Origin of the sequence: Morganella morganii (assembly GCF_019242955.1) — a bacterium.
In the GTDB taxonomy this organism is placed as follows: Bacteria; Pseudomonadota; Gammaproteobacteria; order Enterobacterales; family Enterobacteriaceae; genus Morganella; species Morganella sibonii.
Window position 1 is genome coordinate 3,783,831 of the sequence record NZ_CP066129.1, and the last position, 22,882, is coordinate 3,806,712.

A 22,882-nucleotide genomic window follows, 5' to 3' on the forward strand; every position below is an offset into this window, starting at 1 on the left:
ATTTACCATTTCTCCCGTCTGGCCGGAGAATTATCCGGTATTTCCGCAGATTCCCGAATAACTGAGAATTGCCCGGCAGAAAGCACCATTTCGACACCCAACACCGTGAATACTTTGAATAGTCGTTCAATACTGGCACTGGCCGGATTAGCTTCCAGGCGGGCATAGGTCTGCTGCGTAACGCCGAGTTTCTCTGAGACGTCTTTTTGCGTCATTCCGTTAGCCTTACGAAAGCCGACCAGCAACGGACGCAACTGATTGAGTGTTTTAAGCGGATAAGCAGTGTTCATAGCATATTAACCATTTCAGATGCCTGTACAGGCTTTAAGCTGTTTTCACACATTACACCCTATAAGGTGTAAATGCAAAATACAATCTATAGGCTGTAAAAATATCTGTATACTCGTCAAATATCTCCACGGACCATAGAGAGAAGTTTAAGAGAATTTGATGCAACGTCTGGACAAGGGAATATCCTCATGGCCCTATTAGGCATAAATATTCTATTCAATGGAGAGTAAATTATGATTCTATTCTTTTATCCCTACATCATGCTTTGCTACAGTGCCGGATACGCCTTATTGCAAACTCTGGATGGGATGGGATTGATTAGTACCAACTTTATAGAAATGAGCACAGAGGGTGTTCTTTTAAGCAGTTACTGGTCTCCAAATAAAATTGCTGTAGTCTTAGGTGATTCTATTTTTGGGTTCTTTATTTTATTATTACCCTTTATTTTTTTAAGTTCATGGATACTTGCCAGAAAAAAGGGGCTCATCATTTCCTTTGTGCTTCTTATAACCCCAGGACTACTATCACTCTGTCACCTTCTTCCTGCTATTCAGTGGTTGCCATTGACCTATGCAATAGAGGGAACAGGTGTAACGGGTAACGCAGCTGGACTTGCAAGCCTGAGTTTCATAGGACTATTGTGTGGGTGGATATTGGCTATAATCATTAGTGATGTTTTTGCTACAGGAGAAAAATTCAGACAGTGGACAGATATTTTCCTCCTCTTAACAGCAGTTGGTAACGGTATTTTCTGGGTATCAGACAGAGAGGTAGCTGGCGATAAAACAGCATATAAGGAAACAATTACAGATATTAATGATGCAGCCAAATATCTTCTTGTTCAGGTGAAAAACTACAGCCGCATGTGTGACAATAGCGGACTTTACGAAATGTCATCTTGTCAGTGGGCATCGTACATTCAAGAAACGCTAGAAAATATCGCCAGTACGAAATCATCTGTTATTGAATATGTAATGCCTGAAAATCTTGATACTTTTTACCGAATTCCTGAGTACTATGGCAATCACGTATCTCCGGATAAAATCAGGCAGGAATTTCAAAACTACAATAAAAAACTATGTCCAAATAGGACTCTTTCAAAAGCAATAACACAATTGCCATCACCTTCTCGATGGTGCCAGACCCCCCCCCCAGCTTACTGCAATGCCATTCAAGAGGGAAAATATAAAACAGGCATGTCAGACCGTTTCGCTGTCGCCAATGAGTGTGTAACTACCTCATTATTAAGGTACCGCCAAGTTTTATTAAAAGAACAAGCTCGTTTATCCTTAAGTAAAAATGCCCCTCATTATAGATGGATGTGGTTTATTGCTATGTCTTTTCTTATTGGTGGGAAAATTGCCAATGTAATGACAAAAATAGGTAATGTAGAGAATCGTCTCATAACTGAGAAACATAGAGTTAAATTCATCCTTCTAAAAACATGTGGTTTTATTGTGCGTACATTAATAAGATGTACCATCTTATGTCGGAAGGTGTTTTTTTCAACGATCAATTATATAAATAGATTGAAGAAAATAAAACATGATACGTGAATAGAATAGTGACAAACACTCAATTGCAAGGTCATTCTTTGTGTTGAAATGAATAAAGAACAAGGGGTACTTTCTCCTGTACCCTTGGCGTTTACGTTAGATGATACGGTAATCCCCCCGAATCTCAATCACCCGATCTACTCCTGAAATTTTTTAAAACCAAATTACAATTACCGATGCTAATTATTAGCGACCTAATTCCGGGTATTTCCTGGCTTTACCGCAGAGCGACCTTTTACGGCCATTTTCAGGATGCGTAAACCCGCTTGAACCTGCCGGTTATTCCCCCTACGGTGATATGCGTAACTCCGCTGTCAGTGACAGCAGCCAAAGCCAATGTTTCCCGTGACCTGCAAGAAACGCCTTCGGGTGGTCACATGCCAATGTCATTGTGGTCTGCAACTGACGCCTTCGGGTGACCACGCTATGCAGTAAAAACAACGCTGTTAAATGTCTGACAGGCGCAATGAGTCTCAGGCGTCACTTTTACGCAGTGAAAGTGACGCCGCTGCACAGACCGCCCTCAGCCCTTGTGAGACACCACTTACACACATCGTCATGCCTCTGACACCACTGTCAGCGTCTGATAAATCACCAAAAAGGAGACCATAACCACACTGAACCGATACCGGGGACGGGCTGCTCAGCCCGTGGGGATAACCTGCTTATACAGGCGGCTGCACAGAGTGCAATACCGATGCCCCGTAATACCTCAACCTCTGCCCGCTCCGGCGCACAGGTATCGTTCAGCACACCAAACCACGCGCCGGAGACATGCAGTCAGCCGCAATACAGGGAATCCGTATGAGTAAATTAACCAGGGAAATGACCACACTGGCGAAACAGGCCGGTGGCAGTTTCAAAACCGTGCATGACCGTATCCGGATTATGGAGAGATTCAGCCGTCATCTGCTCGCGCTGAATATCCAGATCAAAGATATCCGGCATCTGAAATCAAAGCATATCGAACAGTTTATTGCGGATCGTCTTTCATCCGGGATCACCCTGCGCTCATTGCAGAACGAGATGGCCGCGTTACGCTGCGTTCTCCGGACAGGCGGCAGAGATAAGCTGGCTGAATCAGAACGGCTGACCAATAAAGCGCTCGGATTAAGCGGATCGAGCCGTGCCGGAACAAAGCTGGCAATCCCGGATGATCGCTTTCAGGCCGCACTGCAACTGGCTCAGGCGCGTGATGAAGGCTTTGCCTGTGCGCTGCAACTTGCCCGTCTGTTAGGTCTGCGATCACAGGAAGCGGTGCAGTGTGGTGCGTCAATAAACAAATGGAAAAATCAGATAAACACTTTCCGCTCAACCGTCACCATTGTGTTTGGTACAAAAGGCGGCCGTCCGCGGGAAGTACAGATTATCGACCGGGACGCTCTGAAACAGGCGGTGGAAAACGCGCTGCGGGTTGCGGAAAGCCGCAACGGCAGACTGATCGATAAACCTGATTTAAAGGCCGCGATGAATTACTGGCGCGCACATACCGCACGTATCGGGCTGACCGGCTGCTACTCGCCGCACAGTCTGCGTTATGCACGGGCGCAGGATTCTATCGCGCATTACCTGTCTCAGGGCTATTCCCGCACGGAAGCCAGGGCGCTGACATCGATGGATTTAGGCCATGGTGATGGCCGTGGCCGTTATGTCGAGCGCGTTTACACACAAAAAGAGGATTGATGATGTCTGATTACACGTTATTGCGGGTTCGGGATGTGATGAAAAAAACCGGCTTTAAGCGGTCATGGGTTTACGTGCAGATGGAGCGAGGAAAATTCCCGCGTCCGGTCAGAATCGGCGGCCGCTCAATTGCCTGGGTGGAAAGTGAAATAAATGAATGGATTGCGGCACACATCAAAAATCGTGAGGAACCGCGAAAATGAGCGTTTTTTGTAATTTATCTATTGTATATCTGCGTTATATTCTCATAGTTACAGCTCAATCTGTAACCGGAGTTGGCGTTCCGAAAGTCCCAATGATATCGATTCACATGCACCGCATGTGTGCCATTCATTTATCGGAGGCCACTCTATGCCTGTCATTCTCCTTTCGCTATCCCCTCTGTTTATGGGGGTGCCTTATGTATGATCACACCCCTCTCACGCCTGAAGAACTCTCTGACCAGTGCTGTGCCCTCGCGTTTGCCATTATCCGGCTTGAACATCCCTATGCTGAAGAACTGCTGATGTACGTCCTGTGGGAACGTATCAATATGCTTAATACCCTGCTGACAACGGAGGTGAGCAGTGATGAATAAATCAGTAACTGATGTAGTGGCACGATGCCGCCACAACTGGGCGGCGGTGATGGCCATGCTGGATATTCCCCTGCCACCGGATGGCAGACACGGCCCCTGTCCTGCCTGTGGCGGAAAAGATCGTTTCCGGTTTGATGACAAAGCCGGTCGCGGTACCTGGTTCTGTAATCAGTGCGGCCACGGTGACGGACTGGATCTGGTGGCACTGGTAAAGCAATGCAGTTTGTCCGAAGCGGCGCAACTGACAGAAAACAAAGTGTTGGCAGTGTCAACACCGCCCGCCAGGGAAAAAACCAATCACCGCCGGGTGCCACAGGAAAGAATCAGCCAGCTCCTCAGCCACAGCGAAATGCGCGAAAGCCCTTATCTCACGGAGAAAGGACTCTCTGCCCGGTTGCCCTGCCTGACCGCGCAGCAAACCCTGCAAATCAGTGATATCACCTTCGGTGAAAGCAGCCTGCTACTCACGCTGAACAATACCGCCGGTGATCTTACCGGTGCTCAGTTGATTAACCCGGCCGGTGAAAAGCGGCTGCTGCCCGGCTCTCAGCTTAAAGAGGCGTTTATCACTGTGCAATTTCCCGAAGCACCGGAGACCATCATTATCACTGAGGGTTATGCGACTGGTCTGACGCTCAGCTTAATTAGTACCTCAGCGGCCATTGTGGCTGCGGTTTCCGCCAACAATCTCATTAATGTTGCGAATACCTTACGCAATCAGCACCCGGAGGCCGTTATTATTCTGGCGGGCGATCATGATATCCGCACTGACGGCACGGCCAATACCGGCAAAGCTCTGGCAGAGAAAGCCGCCCGGGCGGTGAATGGCTGGGTTTCACTGCCGCCGGCGGCCTCGCAGTGTGACTGGGATGATTTCCGCCGGCAGCACGGCATCGAGGCCACCAAAACCGCCTTTTATAAACAGCGTTACCAGCCGCAGCGCGTTCCGGTGAGCTGCATTGATTACAACGCGCCGCCGTTCCGCACCTCCCTTCCGCTGCGTAAAGGCTCTGACGGCTTTGATACGCGCCAGGATTATCTCATCAAGGGCTATCTGCCCGGTTCCTCCGTTGCCAGTGCTTATGGTGCCAGCGGCTCTTACAAATCCTTTCTGGCGGTCTCGTGGGGATGCCATATCGCGACCGGCAAACCGTGGGCGGGCAAGCCGGTCACTCAGGGTGCGGTGATTTATGTTGTCGGTGAGGGCGGGATCGGCGTTCCCCGCCGTATCCGTGCATGGGAACAGACGCTGAACGGCGGCAGCCCGATAGATTCACTCTACCGCGTGGATTGCCCAATCTTCCCTGCCAGCCCGGACAGCGTGCAACAGGTGATACAAGCTGCCAATGATGTGAAAACCACAACGGGCATGCCGGTACGCCTGATTATCCTCGATACCCTCGCCCGCTGTTTCGGCGGATCGGATGAGAATGCAGCAAAAGATATGGGGGCATTCATTCAGGGGTGCGATTTTATCAAAGCCGCCACACAGGCCACCGTGCTTGTTATCCATCACTCCGGCAAAGATCAGGATAAGGGTGCGCGGGGTTCCAGTGCGTTCCGTGCCGCGCTGGATGTGGAGTTCCATGTGCGCCGCGAGGGAGAAGATCCGGCTATTATCCTCAGTTGCACCAAAATGAAGGATGCGGAAGAGCCGCCGCGTCAGGCCTATGACCTGCATTCCGTGGATTTGTATGTGGATGAGGACGGTGATCACATCACCTCGCTGGTACTGAATGATGAAGGACGGGAGACCCGGGATGACGGCCCGGCATCTGAATCCGGATCTGGCCGGTGTTCCCCGCCTGACAGATAACCATGTTGCGCTGTGGCAGGCTATCCGCTCACGGACAGCCAAAGGCGAAAGCTGTACCCGTGCCGTGCTGCGTGACGATATGAAAGCAATGAATTTTGATGTCTCCAAAAAATTCTCCCGCTGGCTCGATAAGCTGGAAAAAGACAATCTGATCGCATTCCGGGGCGAGGAGATTATCCCGCTGCCGCATCAGATTAAAGTGGGGGACTAAACGGGGGAAAAGTGGGGGAAGCTGTCCGGAGAACCATAAAAACCGGTGTTTTCCCCCACTTCGCACGTATATATAGAACCTAAGTGGGGGAAATGCTGTAATTTCATTATAAACAGTGAGTTATGGAAAATCCTGAAAATGAAGTGGGGGAAGAAGTGGCACCCTGCTATGTGGGGGACGAAGTGGGGGACGTTTTCACGTTTTTTCCCTGGCAGGTGCCGTTAAATTCCCCGGTTTTTACAGACAACGCATCAGCACCGGCCACCCAAAAAATGGCCGGTGCGGTGGTGATACGGACATCTTTACGTACAATATTAACCAATCATCAGTATTTAATTAGCTACAAAGTAAACACAATGATCTTTTTATTTACTTAAAACCCCAAAAATATATCACTTAATAATTTTATTAATTTCATTAATATATCCTTTAAATACTATTTCAAGTTTTTGGATATATTCTAAATGCCATTTTGTAAGCTCAGCCCAATAATCTTTATTATACCCATTTGTATCCATACAAAATTCAATTCTTGAAGATTTTTTTTCATCCAATCTGAGCCAATTTAATTCATTCCCAAACTTCTTTTCTATTTCAGCTTTTCGTTCATAAAAAAAGTCAAAAATCTTCTTATTTTCAACAGAATCCTTTCTTGCAAATTCAATATCAACTCGTAATGCCTTTTGCAGAAAAATCAGATGATATGAACATTGAGGTATACCTGTGGCAGCGCTCAGCCAATGATCTGTTTTAGGACTAATATTATTATAGAGAGTATTATTTTTCTTTGAAAAATATTCAAGTAACTGAGCCCAATATTGATAACGGATATCGGTACTATCTGTTCTTTTTACCTTAGCTATAAATTCTTCATCATCTTTACGAATCAATCTAACCATATATTCTGATGCTTCTGGCACTGGAATTATTTGTTGAATATCAACCAATAGCTGTTCACCTAATCGATAAGGTGATACCTTTACGCACTTTACATTTATTTTACGATCAAGTAACCAAAGAGCTGTATTAGTTACTTCTTTACTAAATTTACCAGCAACTAAAATAATACGCTGAGTATTACGTGGATTTAGTGTTATCACTGAGCCATCAACATCCTGGTTTTCTTCTAAAAACCGCTGAATAAGAATTTTTGCAGTATTCCTAACTTTATTTTCTTCATATGCATCATCATCCAGATCCATAAAATATGGTTTGTTTTTTAATAAGTATTTTGAAAATACATCCTCAATATCATCAGATGTAAAAGGTGCAACATAAGATGCATATTTTATTGCCTGCCAAACAGCATCGCGACCACTATTATCTCTTTTGTTTTCAATTAATACTAATTGACCAAGAGTATCAAGTGCTAATAAATCAAGGCGCTCTCCTGTACCATCAAATCCATCAAATTCTTTTTGGATAATTAATAGACTCTCACCAAGAGATTCCGGATGGCTAACCAACCACTCCTGCAAATCATAACGTTCAGTTAATTTATGCTCACTGAGTTTTGTACCATTCAATGGTTTTAATTTTTTATTTATTGTATCTACAGTATATAAACTCATATTTTTTATATTTAATTTAGTAAATTTAAAATTATTTAAATAAAACTATAATATAAAAACTAACATAAATAAACTAAATATAATTTTAAATAATTATTAACTACAGTAGTTTACCGTACCGGCCAAAAATGGCCGGTACGGTGGTGAAGAAAGTTACCTTCCTCAAACTCATACGGCACAACAAATTCCCGGCTGACCGCATCGAGGTAATCCGCCCACCACTGCATCATCAATTTGCGTTCCACAATGTGTTCGGCCTTGTGAATATAGGCGGCACGGACGGTGTTGCGCTCCTGATGGCTCATCTGCCGCTCTACCGCGTCCCGTGACCATTTTCCTGACTCAATCAGGGCGCTGCACGCCATTGTGCGAAAACCGTGGCCGCACAGCTCGGTGGCGGTGTTATAGCCCAATGTCCGCAGGGCGTTGTTTACGGTATTTTCACTCATCGGTTTTATCAGGCTGTGATCGCCGGGAAAGAGCAGCCCGTCATCCCCGCTGATGGCGCGGATTTCGTCCAGTATCAATAATGTCTGACGCGACAGCGGCACAATGTGTTCTGACTGCATTTTCGCGCCGCGATAAGAGAATTTCACACCGGGAATTGGTGTGCGCTGCGCCGGAATCGTCCACATGGCGCGTTCTGTGTCGAATTCAGACCAGCGGGCAAGGCGGATTTCACTGGAGCGCGAGAACGTCAGCAGCGTGAACTGTATCGCCAGTTTGGTTAACTCACGGCCGTTGTAATAATCCAGCTTTGTCAGCAGCTCCGGCAGCCGTTCCAGCCGCAGCGCCGGGCGGTGGGTCACACGCGGCGGCATTAGCGCACCGGCCATGTCCTTTGCCGGATTACGGTCAATCAGGCCGCACTGAACCGCATACCCCATAATGTCGGTGATCCGCTGCTTCAGCCGCGAGGCCAGCTCAAGGCGGTCATTCGCTTCCACAACTCGCAGTGGTGCCAGCAGATCTTTGGTTTTCAGCGTCCCCACATGCTGATCACCGATTGCCGGGAGAACATGTTTTTCCAGATCGCGCCAGACCCGCCGGGCGTGTGTTTCTGACCAGCGCCGCCGTCTGAGCATCTGCTGTGACCATTCCCGCGCCATTTTCTCAAAGGTATTCAGCGCGTCCTCTTCGGCTTCCTTTTCCGCAATACGTTTCTGCTTCGGGTGAACACCGTCCAGTATCATCAGACGGGCCTCATCGCGTTTCTCACGGGCGCGTGACAGCGACACCAGCGGATACCCGCCGAAGGCAATCCGGCTCTGTTTGCCGTCAAATACGAAATTAAAATACCAGCGCTTTGTACCGGCCGGATTCACCTGAAGATACAGGCCATATTCGTCGGTCAGTTTGTACATCTTTTTACCGGGTTTTGCGTTCCTTGCTGCTATGTCGCTTAATGCCATAAGTGCGGATCACTCCTTTGTCGAATTGGTGTATCGCATCGTGGCTTTTACGTATTTCAGAGACAACAAAGAAGTCTATTTGCAAAATCAAACATTTATTGTGCGGGTGACAGAGAGGCGCAGAACAGCGCGGACAACCGAAAACAATGCAGGATAAATAAACCGGCGTAATAGCGGGTTAATACAGCATATGAGGTGAAATTTAATGCATTGTTTTTATTTGAAAAAATAAAAATGCCGTTTTTTTACTGAGATATATCGATGCCGTTATTTATTTAATGAACGTATTTTCATTATTTATTGATAGTGAATCTATTAATGTGCGCCCTTTTCAGCCCTGAAATGGCCCCCTTTTTCCGGGTCAAAATGTAAATCGAAGCGAATTGACCACAAAATTGACTTTTTTTGCCCCGGTAGCGCCCGGACGGCGACGGCGTAACATGAACGCGTTACACGAACCGGTAATAAAAAATTAAAATGTTATTTTACAGTAATTTACAAAAGAAAAATGCAGAGAAAAACAGCCGGATAGTGAATTTCAGGCACAAAAAAAGCCACCTGGCGGTAGCTTGATTTCACTTAAGAATGCCGAAGGCCGGAATCGAACCGGCACGCCCGTGGGCGGTTGATTTTGAATCAACTGCGTCTACCAATTCCGCCACTCCGGCACAGAAGTGTGTTCTGGAAAACGTGGTTATTATACTTGCGGCACTCTGTGGTGCAACAACTATCACAGAGGCGCTTTGCTGAGTGGTTAAAAAGACGGCGTTTCAGCAGGATACGGGATTTGTGCGGTGGCGGGCGAATCCTGTTTTATTTCCGCACTGAATAATAATATTTTTTTATTTGCCGCGATTGTGTCCCCGATGAATAGACATCAATGCAATTGCTTATATAATCCTCTCCGGTTCCCGATAAATGTGAGGTGGGTATGGGCTTTGCCGGCTGGATTGCGACAGGTATTTTTATTGGTATTGTTATTGGTATCCTGTTACGCATCTTCAAAAAATAACTGACTTACAGTGTTGTATCCCTGTGTCTGCATGGAAGGCTGTTGAATTATCATGAGTAAATTACACCGTCATATTGTGCGCCTGATGCCGTTATCGCTGCTGGCTATCGCACTGTCCGCCTGTTCTTCGCAGCCGGAGAAACAAAATACAGCACCTGCCGAACGCCCGCCGCTTGACTGGTCTATTGTTGAAAATAACCCGGAAGCGCTGAAACTGGCGCCGCAGCTGGTCGATGAAACCGGAGAGAAGATTTTCTCCGAAACCGATGCCCGCGGTATGTTTATGGTGGTGATTGATAATAATGAAGTTTTTCACCGCAGCTACGGGGAGACCCGCCCCGGTAATGGTGTTAAGCCACGGACAGATTCACTGATCCGTATTGCATCGATCAGTAAACTGATGACCAGCGAAGTGATGGTCAAAATGGCGGATGATGGTCTGGTCAATCTTAACGATCCGCTGCAAAAGTACAGTTACAAACAGTCTTCTGTGCCATCTTATAACGGCAAGCCGATCCGCCTGTTCCACCTGGCGAGTCACACCAGTATTCTGCCGCGCGAGCAGCCCGGCGGGAAATGGGGACGTCCGGTGTTTACCTGGCCGAGCCGCGATCAGCGCTGGACCTGGCTGAAAACCACCAAACTGACTGCTCAGCCGGGAACTGAAGCCGCGTATTCCAATCTGGCCTATGATTTACTGGCAGATGCCCTGGAAAAAGCGGGAAACCGTCCCTACAGCGAGCTGTTCCGCCACTATGTGACACAACCCGCGGGTATGAAAGATACCACCTATAATCCGTCTGCCGCGCAGTGTAAGCGGCTGATGGTCGGATTTAAGCCAAGTGATTGTTACAGCACGCTGGCGGCTATCGGCAGCGGCGGTGTGTATTCCACCCCGGCGGATATGCAGAAGTGGATGCAGCGCTTCCTCTCTTCCGGTAATACGCAGCGCAAAGCGACGGCCGGCAAAGAGCAGACTGTCTATTTTAAACGTGATAATCTTAATGTGATCAAAGGGATGGATGTTGCCGGTGAGGCAGACGGCCTCGGTTTAGGCTGGGTGTATCTGGCTCCGGACGGGGAAATACCGGCGATTTATCAGAAAACCGGCGGCGGCGGCGGGTTTAATACCTATATGGCGATGATACCGGAGAAAAATATCGGTGTGTTCGTGGTCATGACCCGCAAAGACGGCAGTAAATTCAGCCCGTTACCGAATGGCGTGAATGACCTGGTACGTGCTCTGGCCGATCTGCATACCCGCAATTACCTGTGATACTTAAGAACATGCCCGTATCAGGCGCGGGCATGTTCTGTATATGAAGTGTCTGTATATGCAGTGACTGTTTTCATCAGAAACCGATCCAGTAACCGGCTGTCGTGATAATACGGCGCCTCCGGTAACGACCTCTCTGCCTCATTCAGCACATCCTGTATCAGACGGTCAACCGCCGGACGGCAGGTGCCGTAGTGGCTTTCACCGGACGATTTTTTCAGTACCAGTAGTTCCTCAATTTCAGCCAGCACATCCGCATCCGTTATCGTGCCTGCCACCAGCGAGTCAAATGCCATCGGCGGCAGACCTTTCCCGGCCGCTATCCAGCGCAGCGCCATCACCGGCCTCAGCACATAGAAGTATTTTTTCAGCCTGACCTGCTCTGTCAGCAAATGCTCCTGCGTGTTGCGTTTTGCCATCGACAGGTAGTGATAGCGTGCCTTGCGGACAGAATAAAACTGCTCTGCAAGCGCTTTTATTTCCCCGGTGAATGCCTCATCCTGATAATACACCACCGGCGAACTCAGCCATTCAATCAGCGCCGGGTTGGAGTTTCTCAGCAATCTCAGCGCTTTCGATAACTCCCAACCCGCCACATCCAGCTCATCGTCAATCGGTTTTTCAATCACATCCCGCTTTTTGTCGAGAGCGAGATACCAATCCGGCTGATGCACATAGATAAAACGCACATCATAATCACTGTCAGGAGAGGAAAAACCCCATCCGCGACTGCCGGATTCACAGGCATAGAGCACTTTTACGCGGTGTGTTTTTTCGATCTGCGTCAGTGTCTCTTTTATCCGTTCCCGCATGGCAGCGGAGACGGCTCCATCATATTTTTCTGTCATTTTCTACCCCTTCACACACACCACCTGACGCAGTGTATGCACAATTTCCACCAGCGATGACTGTGCGGTCATCACCGCATCGATATCTTTGTACGCCATCGGGATCTCGTCGATCACATCGCTGTCCTTACGGCATTCCACATGAGCGGTGGCGCGCTGCTGGTCTGCCACCGAGAAGCGTTTTTTCGCTTCGGTACGGCTCATCACGCGGCCTGCACCGTGGCTGCATGAGCAGAAGCTTTCTTCGTTTCCGCGTCCGCGCACAATGTAGCTTTTCGCACCCATGGAGCCCGGGATGATCCCCATCTGCCCTTTTTGTGCTGATACCGCGCCTTTTCGTGTTACCAGTACTTCCTCACCAAAATGCTGTTCTTTCTGCACATAGTTATGGTGGCAGTTCACGGCTTCCTGCTGTGTGGTGAACGGTTTGGTGATCTCGCGGGACAGCGCTTCCAGCACGCGGTGCATCATCACTTCACGGTTATGACGGGCAAAATCCTGCGCCCAGCCGACCGCTTCCATATAATCATTAAAATGCACACTTCCTTCTTCGAAATACGCCAGGTCGCGATCCGGCAGGTTGGCAATATGTGTCTGCATATCTTTTTGTGCCAGCGAGATAAACAGGTTACCGATAGCATTACCGACACCACGTGACCCGCTGTGCAGCATCACCCAGACGAAATCCGCTTCATCCAGACACAGTTCGATAAAGTGGTTCCCGGTTCCCAGCGTACCCAGATGTTTATAGTTGTTGGTATTACGCAGTTTCGGGTATTTATCGCAGATACGACGGAACTGCTCATCAAGCTGCATCCAGTGGTTATCAACGATATCCGGGACATTTTTCCAGGTTCCCTTATCCCGTCCGTGACGTTCGGTGGTGCGTCCGTGCGGCACAGCTGCCTCGATAGCAAAGCGGATATTTTGCAGGCTGTCCGGCAGGTCGGATGCGGTCAGCGATGTTTTCACCGCGATCATTCCGCAGCCGATATCCACCCCGACAGCGGCCGGGATGATCGCACCTTTGGTCGGGATCACACTGCCGATAGTCGATCCTTTTCCGACATGCACGTCCGGCATAACCGCCAGGTGTTTAAAAATAAACGGCATTTTTGCCGTATTCTGCAATTGCAGCACCGCTTTCGGATCGACCGGCACACCGTTTGTCCACAATTTTACCGGCGCACTGTTTTCCTGAACCAGTTCATTAAAATCACGATTTATCATTTTTATATTCCTTTCGTTTGGTACCGGTAGTATTGCGATAAGTGTGCCAGTTTTATTTAATCAGAAAACATTTATTTATCCTTATGATATTTAACTAATAATTAATTACACCGATTTTTGAGATAACATCCTGACCTGAAATCCCGTATGCTTTCTTTATCTTTTAATATCGTCTTTTATCCGGAAAGATAACCCATGTCATCCGCAAAGAAAAACGTTGTGATTGGTGTTCTCGGTACAGTACTCGACCGGCGCGGCAAAAAAGCCAACCGCTGGCAAAAATGGCGGCCGAGCATCGGGCTGTGTCAGCAACCCGATCTGCATATTGACCGCTTTGAGCTGGTTTATCAGCCGGGTGATATGCAGACCGCAGGCCGGGTAAAAGAGGATATAGAGCAGGCTTCCCCGCAGACTGAAGTGATGCTGCGTGAGGTGGATATTGCTGATCCGTGGGATTTTGAGCAGGTGTATACCGCCTTGCTGGATTTTGCCACACACTACCCGTTTGATACTGAAAATGAAGAGTATCTGGTGCATATCACCACCGGCACTCATGTGGTGCAGATTTGCTGGTTCCTGCTGACCGAAGCCAGCTATCTGCCTGCGCGTCTTATCCAGACTGCACCGCGCCATAATGCGCGGGATAACGACCCCGCCGGTGTTTATACCATTATTGACCTCGATCTCAGTCGCTATACACAGATCACCGGACGTTTTCAGAAAGAACAGCAGGCACAGGTCGCGTTTCTGAAATCCGGCATTGCCACACGCAATGCCGCGTTTAATACCATGATCGATAAAATCGAGCGTGTTGCTCTGCGCTCTTCCGCCCCTGTTCTGCTGACCGGGCCGACCGGCGCCGGAAAATCATTCCTGGCACGGCGGATCTATGAACTACGCCGCAGCCGCCATCTGGTAAAAGGGCGTTTTGTCGAAGTGAACTGCGCCACACTGCGCGGCGATAATGCCATGTCCGCCCTGTTCGGCCATGTAAAAGGCGCATTTACCGGCGCGGTTCAGGCACGCGGCGGGCTGCTGAAAGAAGCGGACGGCGGTATTCTGTTTCTGGATGAGATTGCCGAACTGGGTGCGGACGAACAGGCGATGCTGCTGAAAGCGATTGAGGAAAAACGCTTTTTTCCTTACGGAGCGGATCATGAAACTGAAAGTGATTTCGCGCTGATCGCCGGCACGCACCGCAATCTGGCGCAACGGGTCAGTGAAGGATTGTTCCGAGAGGATTTATACGCCCGCATCAATATGTGGACCTTTACCCTGCCGGGACTGGCACAGCGGCGTGAAGATATTGAGCCGAACGTGGATTATGAGCTGGCGAAATACAGCCGCGATCAACAGAGCCGGGTCCGGTTTGATACCGATGCCAGACAGCGCTATCTCGCCTTTGCCTGCTCACCACCGGCCTTATGGCGCGGTAACTTCCGTGAACTGAGTGCATCAGTCACCCGGATGGCAACATTTGCGGAAAACGGACGGATCACCACGGCACTGGTACAGGAGGAAACGGAACGGCTGAAGAGTCAGTGGCACGATGCGGAAACAGAGGTCACTTTGCCCGCCGGGGTCGGTGAGATTGATTTATTTGATCGTCAGCAACTGGAAACGGTGATTGCCGTCTGCCGCCGCTCACAAACGCTTTCTGATGCCGGACGCACACTGTTTGCTGTTTCCCGTCAGCAGAAAAAACAACCCAATGATGCTGACCGGCTGCGGAAATATCTGGCGCGCTTTAATCTCAGTTGGGAACAGATTACCGGCCGCTGAAATGACAGAGCCGGTCAGCATTCACTGACCGGCTCTGTATACCGGGAGCTGTCTCTGCCGCTTACTTACGTTTAACCAGCATATACACACTGATCGCCAGGAACAGCAGGCTCGGCAGCAGTGCGCCCAGAAACGGCGGGAATTTGTAGGTCAGACTGAGAGAACCGAAAATCTCGTTGGAAACGTAGAACACAAACCCGCAGGCAATCCCCGTCACAACCCGTACGCCCATCGGTACAGAGCGCAGCGGCCCGAAGATAAACGACAGCGCCATCAGCATCATGACTGCCACAGAAAGCGGTGCGAATACTTTTTTCCACAGGTTCAGCTGATAACGTCCGGCGTCCTGCCCGCTCTGCTGCAAATAATCCACATACTGATACAGTCCGCTGATCGACAATGCTTCCGGATCAAGCGCTGCCACACTCAGTTTTTCCGGGGTCATCTGAGTCTGCCAGGTCATCGACAACTTCTGCTCACCGGTGATCACATAAGTATCTTTCAGAATAGATTCCTGCACCTGACTCAGCGTCCAGGTATCAGAATCGGCATTGTAATCTGCTGCCGCCGCACTGAGGATCGATTTCAGTTTACGGTCATCGTTCATCCGGTACAGTGTGATGCCCTTGAGCTGAGTTTCACTGTCAACACGCTGGATATAGATAAAGTCACTGCCGTCTTTTGCCCACATCCCGCGGTCAGTCGCCAGCAGCGAAGCGCCGCTCGTTTTCTGTGCACGGTAGTTGCGTGCCCACTGCTCACCTGACGGCGCGAGCCATTCACCGACGACCATAGTCAGGATCACCAGCGGGATAGCTGTTTTCATCACCGAACCCGCCACCTGGAGGCGGCTGTAACCGGAGGCCTGCATGACCACCAGTTCACTACGGGTCGCCAGTGCGCCCAGTCCCATCAGTGCCCCGAGCAGTGCTGCCATCGGGAAGAAAATCTGAATATCCTTGGGGATACTCATGATGGTGTACAGACCGGCGTCCCAGGTGGAGTATTCCCCCTGGCCGACTTTGCGCAGCTGATCAACGAATTTGATAATCCCGGATAATGACACCAGCATAAACAGGGTCATCATGATGGATTGCAGAATCGTCCGCCCGATGTAGCGGTCAAGAACAAGTACTTTAAACATCAGGCAACCCCCTGAACACGGGCAGAACCAAAACGCAGACGCCGGACGGCTGTGGTGTTCCACAGGTTCAGCACCACCGCGAGAGCCAGATAACTGAGATTAACCACCCACGGCCAGAAAGCCGGGTCCAGTTTGCCTTTCTCGCCGTTTGAGCGCAGCGAACTTTGTAACAGGAAGAAAATCAGATACAGCAGCATTGCCGGCAGCATACTCAGCACACGCCCCTGACGCGGGTTCACCTCAGAGAGCGGCACCACCATCAGCGCCATCACCACCACGGAGAAGATCAGGGTCAGGCGCCAGTGGAATTCGGCACGGGAAGATGCATCCGTTTCTCTCCACAACTCAGACAGTGTCATTTGCTGATAGTTACTTTCACCGGTTTTCGCGTCACGGTGGTCAACGATAGCCTGGTAATCGGTAAAATCCGTGATCCGGAAATCGCGCAGGTATGCGGTTCCTTCATAACGGGTCCCTTTATCCAGCACCACCACCTGATTACCGTTCTCTTTTTCGGTCATATGGCCGCTGTCAGCCACCACAATGGACGGACGCTGTTCGTTTCTCGCCCAGATCTGGGCAATAAAGACATTTTTGAAGCGGTTGCCGTCAACATCCCCGAGATAGAGCACCGTACCGCCGTCATCAGAAACTTTAAACTGCCCGCCGACCATCGCGGTCACGCCCGGGTTGGCTTTCACCTCTTCCAGCACTTTATCCTGATACTGGGATGACCACGGGATCAGCCAGGCGACATTAACCGCCGCCACCAGCGCGGTAAAGAAAGCCAGGATCATGGCGGATTTCACCAGCACATTATTGCCCAGACCACAGGCATGCATAACGGTGATTTCGCTTTCAGTATACAGTTTGCTGTAGGTCATCAGCAGCCCGAGGAAGAGACTCAGCGGCAGAATGAGCTGTGCCATCTCCGGGATACCCAGTCCGAGCAGCGATACGACGAGTCCGGCCGGGATGCTGCCTTCAACGGCGGCACCCAGGACTTCAACCAGTTTTTGACAAAAGAAGATAAGCAACAGGATAAACAGAATCGCAATCTGTGCTTTTAATGTTTCTCTTACCAGATATCTAATAATGATCACGCTTAATACGCCTGTGAAAACTTGTGTTTTTGCATGAAAATAGCTAACTTCGTTCTGTGTTGACTATTTGTGTGCATTATTTTGCCGGCCTGAGGATGATTCCGGTATCAGACTACGCTTTTTTCCTTCCTTTCCGGAAAGAAACGGAATTTTCGTGATATTCAGGACTCATAAAGTGCGCACACAGCTTATCATAAACTGTTTATAATCGATGGTGCAGATTAGTGCGAACGCTACATTTTAGCGGCAGCAGATGTCTTTGTCTTTAAGATTCAGGAGAGCGCATGGAGTTTAGTGTAAAAAGCGGCAGCCCGGAAAAGCAGCGCAGTGCTTGTATTGTGGTCGGGGTTTTTGAACCGCGTCGTCTGTCTCCGGTGGTGGAGCAGCTCGATAAAATCAGCGACGGCTACATCAGTGCTCTGCTGCGCCGCGGCGAGCTGGAGGGCAAGGTCGGGCAGTCTCTGCTGCTGCACCATGTCCCGAATGTCCTGTCTGAGCGTATCCTGTTAATCGGCTGCGGGAAAGAACGCGAACTGGATGAACGCCAGTACAAACAGATTATCCGGACGACCATCAATACCCTGAATGAAACAGGGTCAATGGAAGCCGTCTGTTTTCTGACCGAGTTACATGTCAAAGGCCGCAACAACTACTGGAAAGTCCGGCAGGCGGTTGAAACAGCCAAAGAGTCCCTCTATGTCTTTGATCAGCTGAAAAGTAACAAAACCGAATTACGCCGTCCGCTGCGCAAGCTGGTCTTCAATGTACCGACCCGCCGCGAACTGCCGACCGGTGAGAAAGCGATCAGCCACGGCCTGGCGATTGCCGCCGGTATCAAAGCCGCGAAAGATCTGGCCAATATGCCGCCGAATATCTGTAATGCCGCTTATCTGGCCTCTCAGGCACGTCAGCTGGCAGACAGTAATTCTCCGGTGCTCAGTACCCGTGTTATCGGCGAAGAGCAGATGAAAGAGCTGGGCATGCTGGCCTATCTGGCTGTCGGCCAGGGGTCACGTAATGAATCGCTGATGTCGGTGATTGAATATAAAGGTAATCCTGACCCGGAAGCACGCCCGATCGTGTTAGTCGGCAAAGGCCTGACCTTTGACTCCGGCGGTATTTCCATCAAACCGGCTGACGGCATGGATGAGATGAAATACGACATGTGCGGCGCGGCAACGGTCTACGGTGTGATGCGCGTGGTGGCTGAGCTGGGTCTGCCGCTCAATGTGATCGGTATTCTTGCGGGCTGTGAAAACATGCCGGGCGGCAATGCCTATCGTCCGGGGGATATCCTCACCACCATGTCCGGACAGACGGTCGAAGTGCTCAATACCGATGCGGAAGGCCGTCTGGTGCTGTGTGACACCCTCACCTACGCCGAGCGTTTTGATCCGGAAACGGTCATCGATATCGCCACACTGACCGGCGCCTGCATGGTTGCTCTCGGTAACCACTTCAGCGGCCTGATGGCAAACCACAATCCGCTGGCGCACGAGTTACTGAATGCCTCTGAACAGGCGGGTGACCGTGCATGGCGTCTGCCGCTGGCAGAAGAGTTCTACGAGCAGATTGAGTCCAATTTTGCGGATCTGGCCAACACCGGCGGCCGTCTCGGCGGTGCTATCACCGCAGGCTGCTTCCTGTCCCGTTTTGCCACCCGTTATAACTGGGCACATCTGGATATCGCCGGAACCGCATGGCGCTCCGGAAAAAACAAAGGTGCGACAGGTCGTCCGGTTGCACTGCTGTCACAATTCCTGTTAAATCGTGCGGGTATCAGCACCGACGACTGACCGGAATTGCCGGGCTTTTGCGGCCCGGAAAAAGCATAAAGGTAACGGGGGATTGTGCTATCCTGAGCAATCCCCTTTTCTGCTATCAGAGATATTATGAAAAACGCCACCTTCTACCTGATGGAACAGCCATCCCCTTTTGATGACCTTGAGGCCCACGAGTGGCTGACCTGTCATCTGGCGGGTGAAGCCTGGCGCAGCGGGAAACGGGTGCTGATCGCCTGTGAGTCACAACAGCAGGCCGAGAAACTGGATGAAGCCCTCTGGGCACGGGAACCTGATGCGTTTGTTCCGCATAATTTAGCCGGAGAAGGGCCGCGTTACGGCGCGCCGGTCGAGCTGTGCTGGCCGCAGAAACGGGGAAATTCCCCGCGTGATTTACTGATTGCCCTGCTGCCGCAGTTCACAGATTTTGCGACAACCTTCCGTGAAGTGATAGACTTTGTGCCTATCGATGAACACTTAAAACAGTTGGCGCGCGAGCGATATAAAATCTATCGCAGCGTCGGCTTTACGATGACCATGGCCACGCCGCCAGCTTACTGATAAACAAAGATTAAAAATGGAAAAGACAACCGACAACCAACAGGCCTGCGAGCCGTCCCTGGATAAAACCTATAATCCAACGGAAATCGAAGGTCCTCTTTATACCCACTGGGAAAAAAGCGGCTATTTCAAACCGAACGGTAAAACAGACAAAGAAAGCTTCTGTATTGTGATCCCGCCGCCGAACGTCACCGGTAACCTGCATATGGGCCATGCTTTCCAGCAGACCATTATGGATACCATGATCCGCTACCAGCGCATGCAGGGCAAAAACACCCTGTGGCAGTCAGGTACTGACCATGCCGGTATCGCGACACAGATGGTTGTTGAACGCAAGATCGCCGCAGAAGAAGGCAAAACCCGCCACGATTACGGCCGCGAAGGTTTTATCGATAAAATCTGGGAATGGAAAGCGGAATCCGGCGGTAATATCTCCAACCAGATGCGCCGTCTGGGTAACTCCGTGGACTGGGAGCGCGAGCGCTTCACCATGGATGACGGCCTGTCAGCTGCCGTAAAAGAGGCGTTTGTCCGCCTGTATAAAGATAACCTGATTTACCGCGGTAAACGCCTGGTGAACTGGGACCCGAAACTGCACACCGCAATTTCTGACCTGGAAGTGGAAAACCGTGATGTCAAAGGCTTCATGTGGCATATCCGTTATCCGCTGGCGGACGGCGCGAAAACCGCTGAAGGCAAAGATTACCTGGTGGTCGCCACCACACGTCCGGAAACCATGCTCGGTGATACTGGCGTGGCCGTTAACCCGGAAGATCCGCGTTACAAAGATCTGATCGGCAAAGAAATCATCCTGCCGATCGTCAACCGCCGCATTCCGATCCTCGGTGATGAACACGCGGATATGGAAAAAGGCACCGGTTGTGTGAAAATCACCCCGGCGCATGACTTCAACGACTATGAAGTCGGTAAACGCCACCAGCTGACCATGATTAACATCATGGACTTCGACGGCAACATCCGCACTGAAGCAGAAGTATTTGATACTAACGGCGAAGTGACTGACGCCTGCAGCAGTGAAATCCCGGCCGCTTACCGTGGCATGGAGCGTTTCGCCGCCCGTAAAGCGATCGTTAAAGAATTCGAAGAACTCGGCCTGCTGGAAGAGATCAAACCGCACGACCTGACTGTTCCTTACGGCGATCGCGGCGGCGTGGTTATCGAACCGATGCTGACCGACCAGTGGTATGTCCGCACGGCACCGCTGGCAAAAGAAGCCATCAAAGCCGTGGAAGACGGCGATATCCAGTTCGTACCGAAGCAGTACGAAAACATGTACTTCTCCTGGATGCGTGATATTCAGGACTGGTGTATCTCCCGTCAGCTGTGGTGGGGTCACCGTATCCCGGCCTGGTATGACAATCAGGGTAATGTGTATGTCGGCCGCGACGAAGACGAAGTCCGCCGTGAGAACAATATCCCGGCGATGGTTGAACTGCGCCAGGACGAAGACGTGCTGGATACCTGGTTCTCCTCCGGTCTGTGGACATTCTCAACCCTGGGCTGGCCGGAAAACACCCCGGAACTGAAAGCATTCCACCCGACCAGCGTACTGGTCAGCGGCTTCGACATCATTTTCTTCTGGATCGCCCGCATGATCATGATGACCATGCACTTCATCAAAGATGAAAACGGCAAGTCGCAGATCCCGTTCAAAACCATCTACATGACGGGTCTGATCCGTGATGAGGAAGGTCAGAAGATGTCGAAATCCAAAGGGAACGTTATTGACCCGCTGGATATGATCGACGGTATCTCTCTGCCGGCACTGCTGGAAAAACGCACCGGTAACATGATGCAGCCGCAGATGGCGGAAAAAATCGCCAAACGGACTGAAAAACAGTTCCCGGAAGGGATCGAAGCACACGGTACAGATGCCCTGCGCTTTACCCTGGCAGCGCTGGCCTCTACCGGCCGCGATATCAACTGGGATATGAAACGTCTGTCCGGTTACCGCAACTTCTGTAACAAGCTGTGGAACGCCAGCCGTTTCGTGCTGATGAATACCGAAGAGAAAGACTGCGGTCTGAACGGCGGTGAGATGGAATTCTCCCTGGCCGACCGCTGGATTCTGGCGGAATACAACAATACCGTGAAAGCATACCGCGAAGCGCTGGATACCTACCGCTTTGATATTGCATCCAATATTCTGTATGAATTCACCTGGAACCAGTTCTGTGACTGGTATCTTGAGCTGTCCAAACCGGCGGTTCATAAAGGTACCGATGCACAGAAACGTGCAGCACGTCATACCCTGATCACCGTTCTGGAATCCCTGCTGCGTCTCGCACACCCGATTATTCCGTTTATCACGGAAACCATCTGGCAGCGCGTGAAAGTGGTTACCGGCGCGGAAGGCGACACCATCATGCTGCAACCGTTCCCGGAATATGATGCCTCTCTGAATGATGAGCAGGCACTGCGTGACCTGGAGTGGATCAAAGAGACAATCGTTGCGGTACGTAATATCCGTGCTGAAATGAACATCGCGCCAAGCAAGCCGCTGGAAGTGATGCTGCGCGGGGCAAGTGCTGATGCACAGCGCCGTGTTGCGGAAAACAGCAACTTCCTGAAAGCGATGGCTCGTCTGGAATCCGTCCGTGTGATGGCAGAAGGCGAAACGGCACCGGTGTGTGTCACCAAGCTGGTGGAAGGTGCGGAAATCCTGATCCCGATGGCTGATCTTATCAATAAAGACGACGAACTGGCGCGTCTGGATAAAGAGCTGGAAAAAACGGAGAAAGAGATTGCCGCTATCGAAGGTAAACTGGCGAACGACGGCTTTGTCAGCCGTGCGCCGGAAGCTGTCGTTGCCAAAGAGCGCGAGCGCCTCACCGCCAACCGTGAAGCAAAAGAAAAACTGATTGCTCAGAAAGCCACGATCGCAGCCCTGTGATCCTGACGGAATGAGTAGCGAAACCAGCCTCCGGGCTGGTTTTTTTTATCCCTTATTTCGCCTGTTTACTTTGTGTGATAATTATTTATTATCATATTTATCGTTTCATACGAT

At 50.3% G+C, this 22,882-nt stretch carries 17 protein-coding genes, 1 tRNA gene and 2 pseudogenes; 12 read left to right on the plus strand and 8 right to left on the minus strand.

From position 1 onward, the window contains the following. Positions 1–2: 2 nt before the first annotated feature. Entirely contained in the window at positions 3–290 is a 288-nt protein-coding gene (locus JC793_RS17680; protein WP_218426884.1) for a helix-turn-helix transcriptional regulator, read from the minus strand. 234 nt (positions 291–524) lie between these two features. On the opposite strand from JC793_RS17680, the gene JC793_RS17685 reads away from it, so the two are divergent. The 7 genes and pseudogenes from JC793_RS17685 to JC793_RS17715 all read left to right on the plus strand — a co-directional run bounded on the left by JC793_RS17685 (position 525) and on the right by JC793_RS17715 (position 6,511). Next, the gene (locus JC793_RS17685) at positions 525–1,847 is read left to right on the plus strand and encodes a hypothetical protein (protein WP_218426886.1); all 1,323 of its coding nucleotides are present in this window, start codon (positions 525–527) and stop codon (positions 1,845–1,847) included. 804 nt (positions 1,848–2,651) lie between these two features. Next, positions 2,652–3,530, plus strand: coding sequence for an integrase domain-containing protein (locus JC793_RS17690; RefSeq protein WP_218426888.1), 879 nt, complete (start codon positions 2,652–2,654; stop codon positions 3,528–3,530). A 2-nt stretch (positions 3,531–3,532) separates the two neighbouring features. Beyond that, on the plus strand, positions 3,533–3,733 hold the full coding sequence (locus tag JC793_RS17695) for a helix-turn-helix transcriptional regulator (protein ID WP_218428494.1): 201 nt from the start codon (positions 3,533–3,535) through the stop codon (positions 3,731–3,733). A 197-nt stretch (positions 3,734–3,930) separates the two neighbouring features. Then, the gene (locus tag JC793_RS17700; protein ID WP_218426890.1) at positions 3,931–4,107 is read left to right on the plus strand and encodes a hypothetical protein; all 177 of its coding nucleotides are present in this window, start codon (positions 3,931–3,933) and stop codon (positions 4,105–4,107) included. A 55-nt stretch (positions 4,108–4,162) separates the two neighbouring features. Continuing rightward, positions 4,163–4,942 (plus strand): annotated as a pseudogene (locus JC793_RS19685) (primase-helicase zinc-binding domain-containing protein); the annotation flags it as partial. A 114-nt stretch (positions 4,943–5,056) separates the two neighbouring features. Continuing rightward, positions 5,057–6,134: pseudogene (locus tag JC793_RS19690) on the plus strand (helicase RepA family protein). A 122-nt stretch (positions 6,135–6,256) separates the two neighbouring features. Next, positions 6,257–6,511, plus strand: a complete 255-nt coding sequence (locus JC793_RS17715; protein WP_218426892.1) for a hypothetical protein — start codon at positions 6,257–6,259, stop codon at positions 6,509–6,511. 15 nt (positions 6,512–6,526) lie between these two features. Here JC793_RS17715 and JC793_RS17720 read toward each other — a convergent pair whose 3' ends face one another. From JC793_RS17720 to JC793_RS17730, 3 genes are all read right to left on the minus strand, one after another. Continuing rightward, on the minus strand, positions 6,527–7,705 hold the full coding sequence (locus tag JC793_RS17720) for a DUF4268 domain-containing protein (RefSeq protein ID WP_218426894.1): 1,179 nt from the start codon (positions 7,703–7,705) through the stop codon (positions 6,527–6,529). Between the two features lie 110 nt (positions 7,706–7,815). Continuing rightward, a complete protein-coding gene (locus JC793_RS17725) occupies positions 7,816–9,117 on the minus strand; it encodes a tyrosine-type recombinase/integrase (RefSeq protein ID WP_218426896.1) in 1,302 nt (433 codons plus the stop codon). 586 nt (positions 9,118–9,703) lie between these two features. Further along, a tRNA-Leu gene (locus JC793_RS17730) sits at positions 9,704–9,785 on the minus strand. A 396-nt stretch (positions 9,786–10,181) separates the two neighbouring features. Between JC793_RS17730 and ampH the strand changes: the two genes are divergently transcribed. Further along, on the plus strand, positions 10,182–11,405 hold the full coding sequence (ampH, locus tag JC793_RS17735; protein WP_218426898.1) for a D-alanyl-D-alanine-carboxypeptidase/endopeptidase AmpH: 1,224 nt from the start codon (positions 10,182–10,184) through the stop codon (positions 11,403–11,405). Between the two features lie 20 nt (positions 11,406–11,425). On the opposite strand, the gene JC793_RS17740 is transcribed toward ampH, so the two are convergent. Then, positions 11,426–12,253, minus strand: a complete 828-nt coding sequence (locus tag JC793_RS17740) for a nucleotidyltransferase domain-containing protein (protein WP_218426900.1) — start codon at positions 12,251–12,253, stop codon at positions 11,426–11,428. Positions 12,254–12,256: 3 nt separating this feature from the next. Further along, entirely contained in the window at positions 12,257–13,483 is a 1,227-nt protein-coding gene (locus JC793_RS17745) for an RtcB family protein (RefSeq protein WP_054424955.1), read from the minus strand. Positions 13,484–13,678: 195 nt separating this feature from the next. Between JC793_RS17745 and rtcR the strand changes: the two genes are divergently transcribed. After that, complete coding sequence (gene rtcR / locus JC793_RS17750; protein WP_218426902.1) at positions 13,679–15,265, plus strand: RNA repair transcriptional activator RtcR; 1,587 nt, start codon at positions 13,679–13,681, stop codon at positions 15,263–15,265. Between the two features lie 61 nt (positions 15,266–15,326). Here the strand turns inward: rtcR and lptG are convergent, their stop codons facing one another. Then, a complete protein-coding gene (gene lptG, locus JC793_RS17755; RefSeq protein WP_218426904.1) occupies positions 15,327–16,409 on the minus strand; it encodes an LPS export ABC transporter permease LptG in 1,083 nt (360 codons plus the stop codon). Beyond that, positions 16,409–17,512 carry an LPS export ABC transporter permease LptF gene (lptF, locus tag JC793_RS17760; RefSeq protein ID WP_218426905.1) on the minus strand — a complete coding sequence of 368 codons (1,104 nt, stop codon included), beginning with the start codon at positions 17,510–17,512 and terminating at the stop codon, positions 16,409–16,411. The genes lptG and lptF overlap by 1 nt, the downstream gene beginning before the upstream one ends. Before the next feature lie 284 nt (positions 17,513–17,796). Here lptF and pepA point away from each other — a divergent pair, with 284 nt between their 5' ends. The 3 genes from pepA to JC793_RS17775 all read left to right on the plus strand — a co-directional run bounded on the left by pepA (position 17,797) and on the right by JC793_RS17775 (position 22,768). Continuing rightward, entirely contained in the window at positions 17,797–19,308 is a 1,512-nt protein-coding gene (pepA, locus tag JC793_RS17765; RefSeq protein WP_046894303.1) for a leucyl aminopeptidase, read from the plus strand. Positions 19,309–19,404: 96 nt separating this feature from the next. Beyond that, positions 19,405–19,854 (plus strand): DNA polymerase III subunit chi, encoded by a 450-nt coding sequence (locus JC793_RS17770; protein WP_004234612.1) that lies wholly within the window; start codon positions 19,405–19,407, stop codon positions 19,852–19,854. Positions 19,855–19,912: 58 nt separating this feature from the next. Further along, complete coding sequence (locus tag JC793_RS17775; protein ID WP_147642774.1) at positions 19,913–22,768, plus strand: valine--tRNA ligase; 2,856 nt, start codon at positions 19,913–19,915, stop codon at positions 22,766–22,768. The last annotated feature ends 114 nt before the right edge of the window (positions 22,769–22,882 follow it).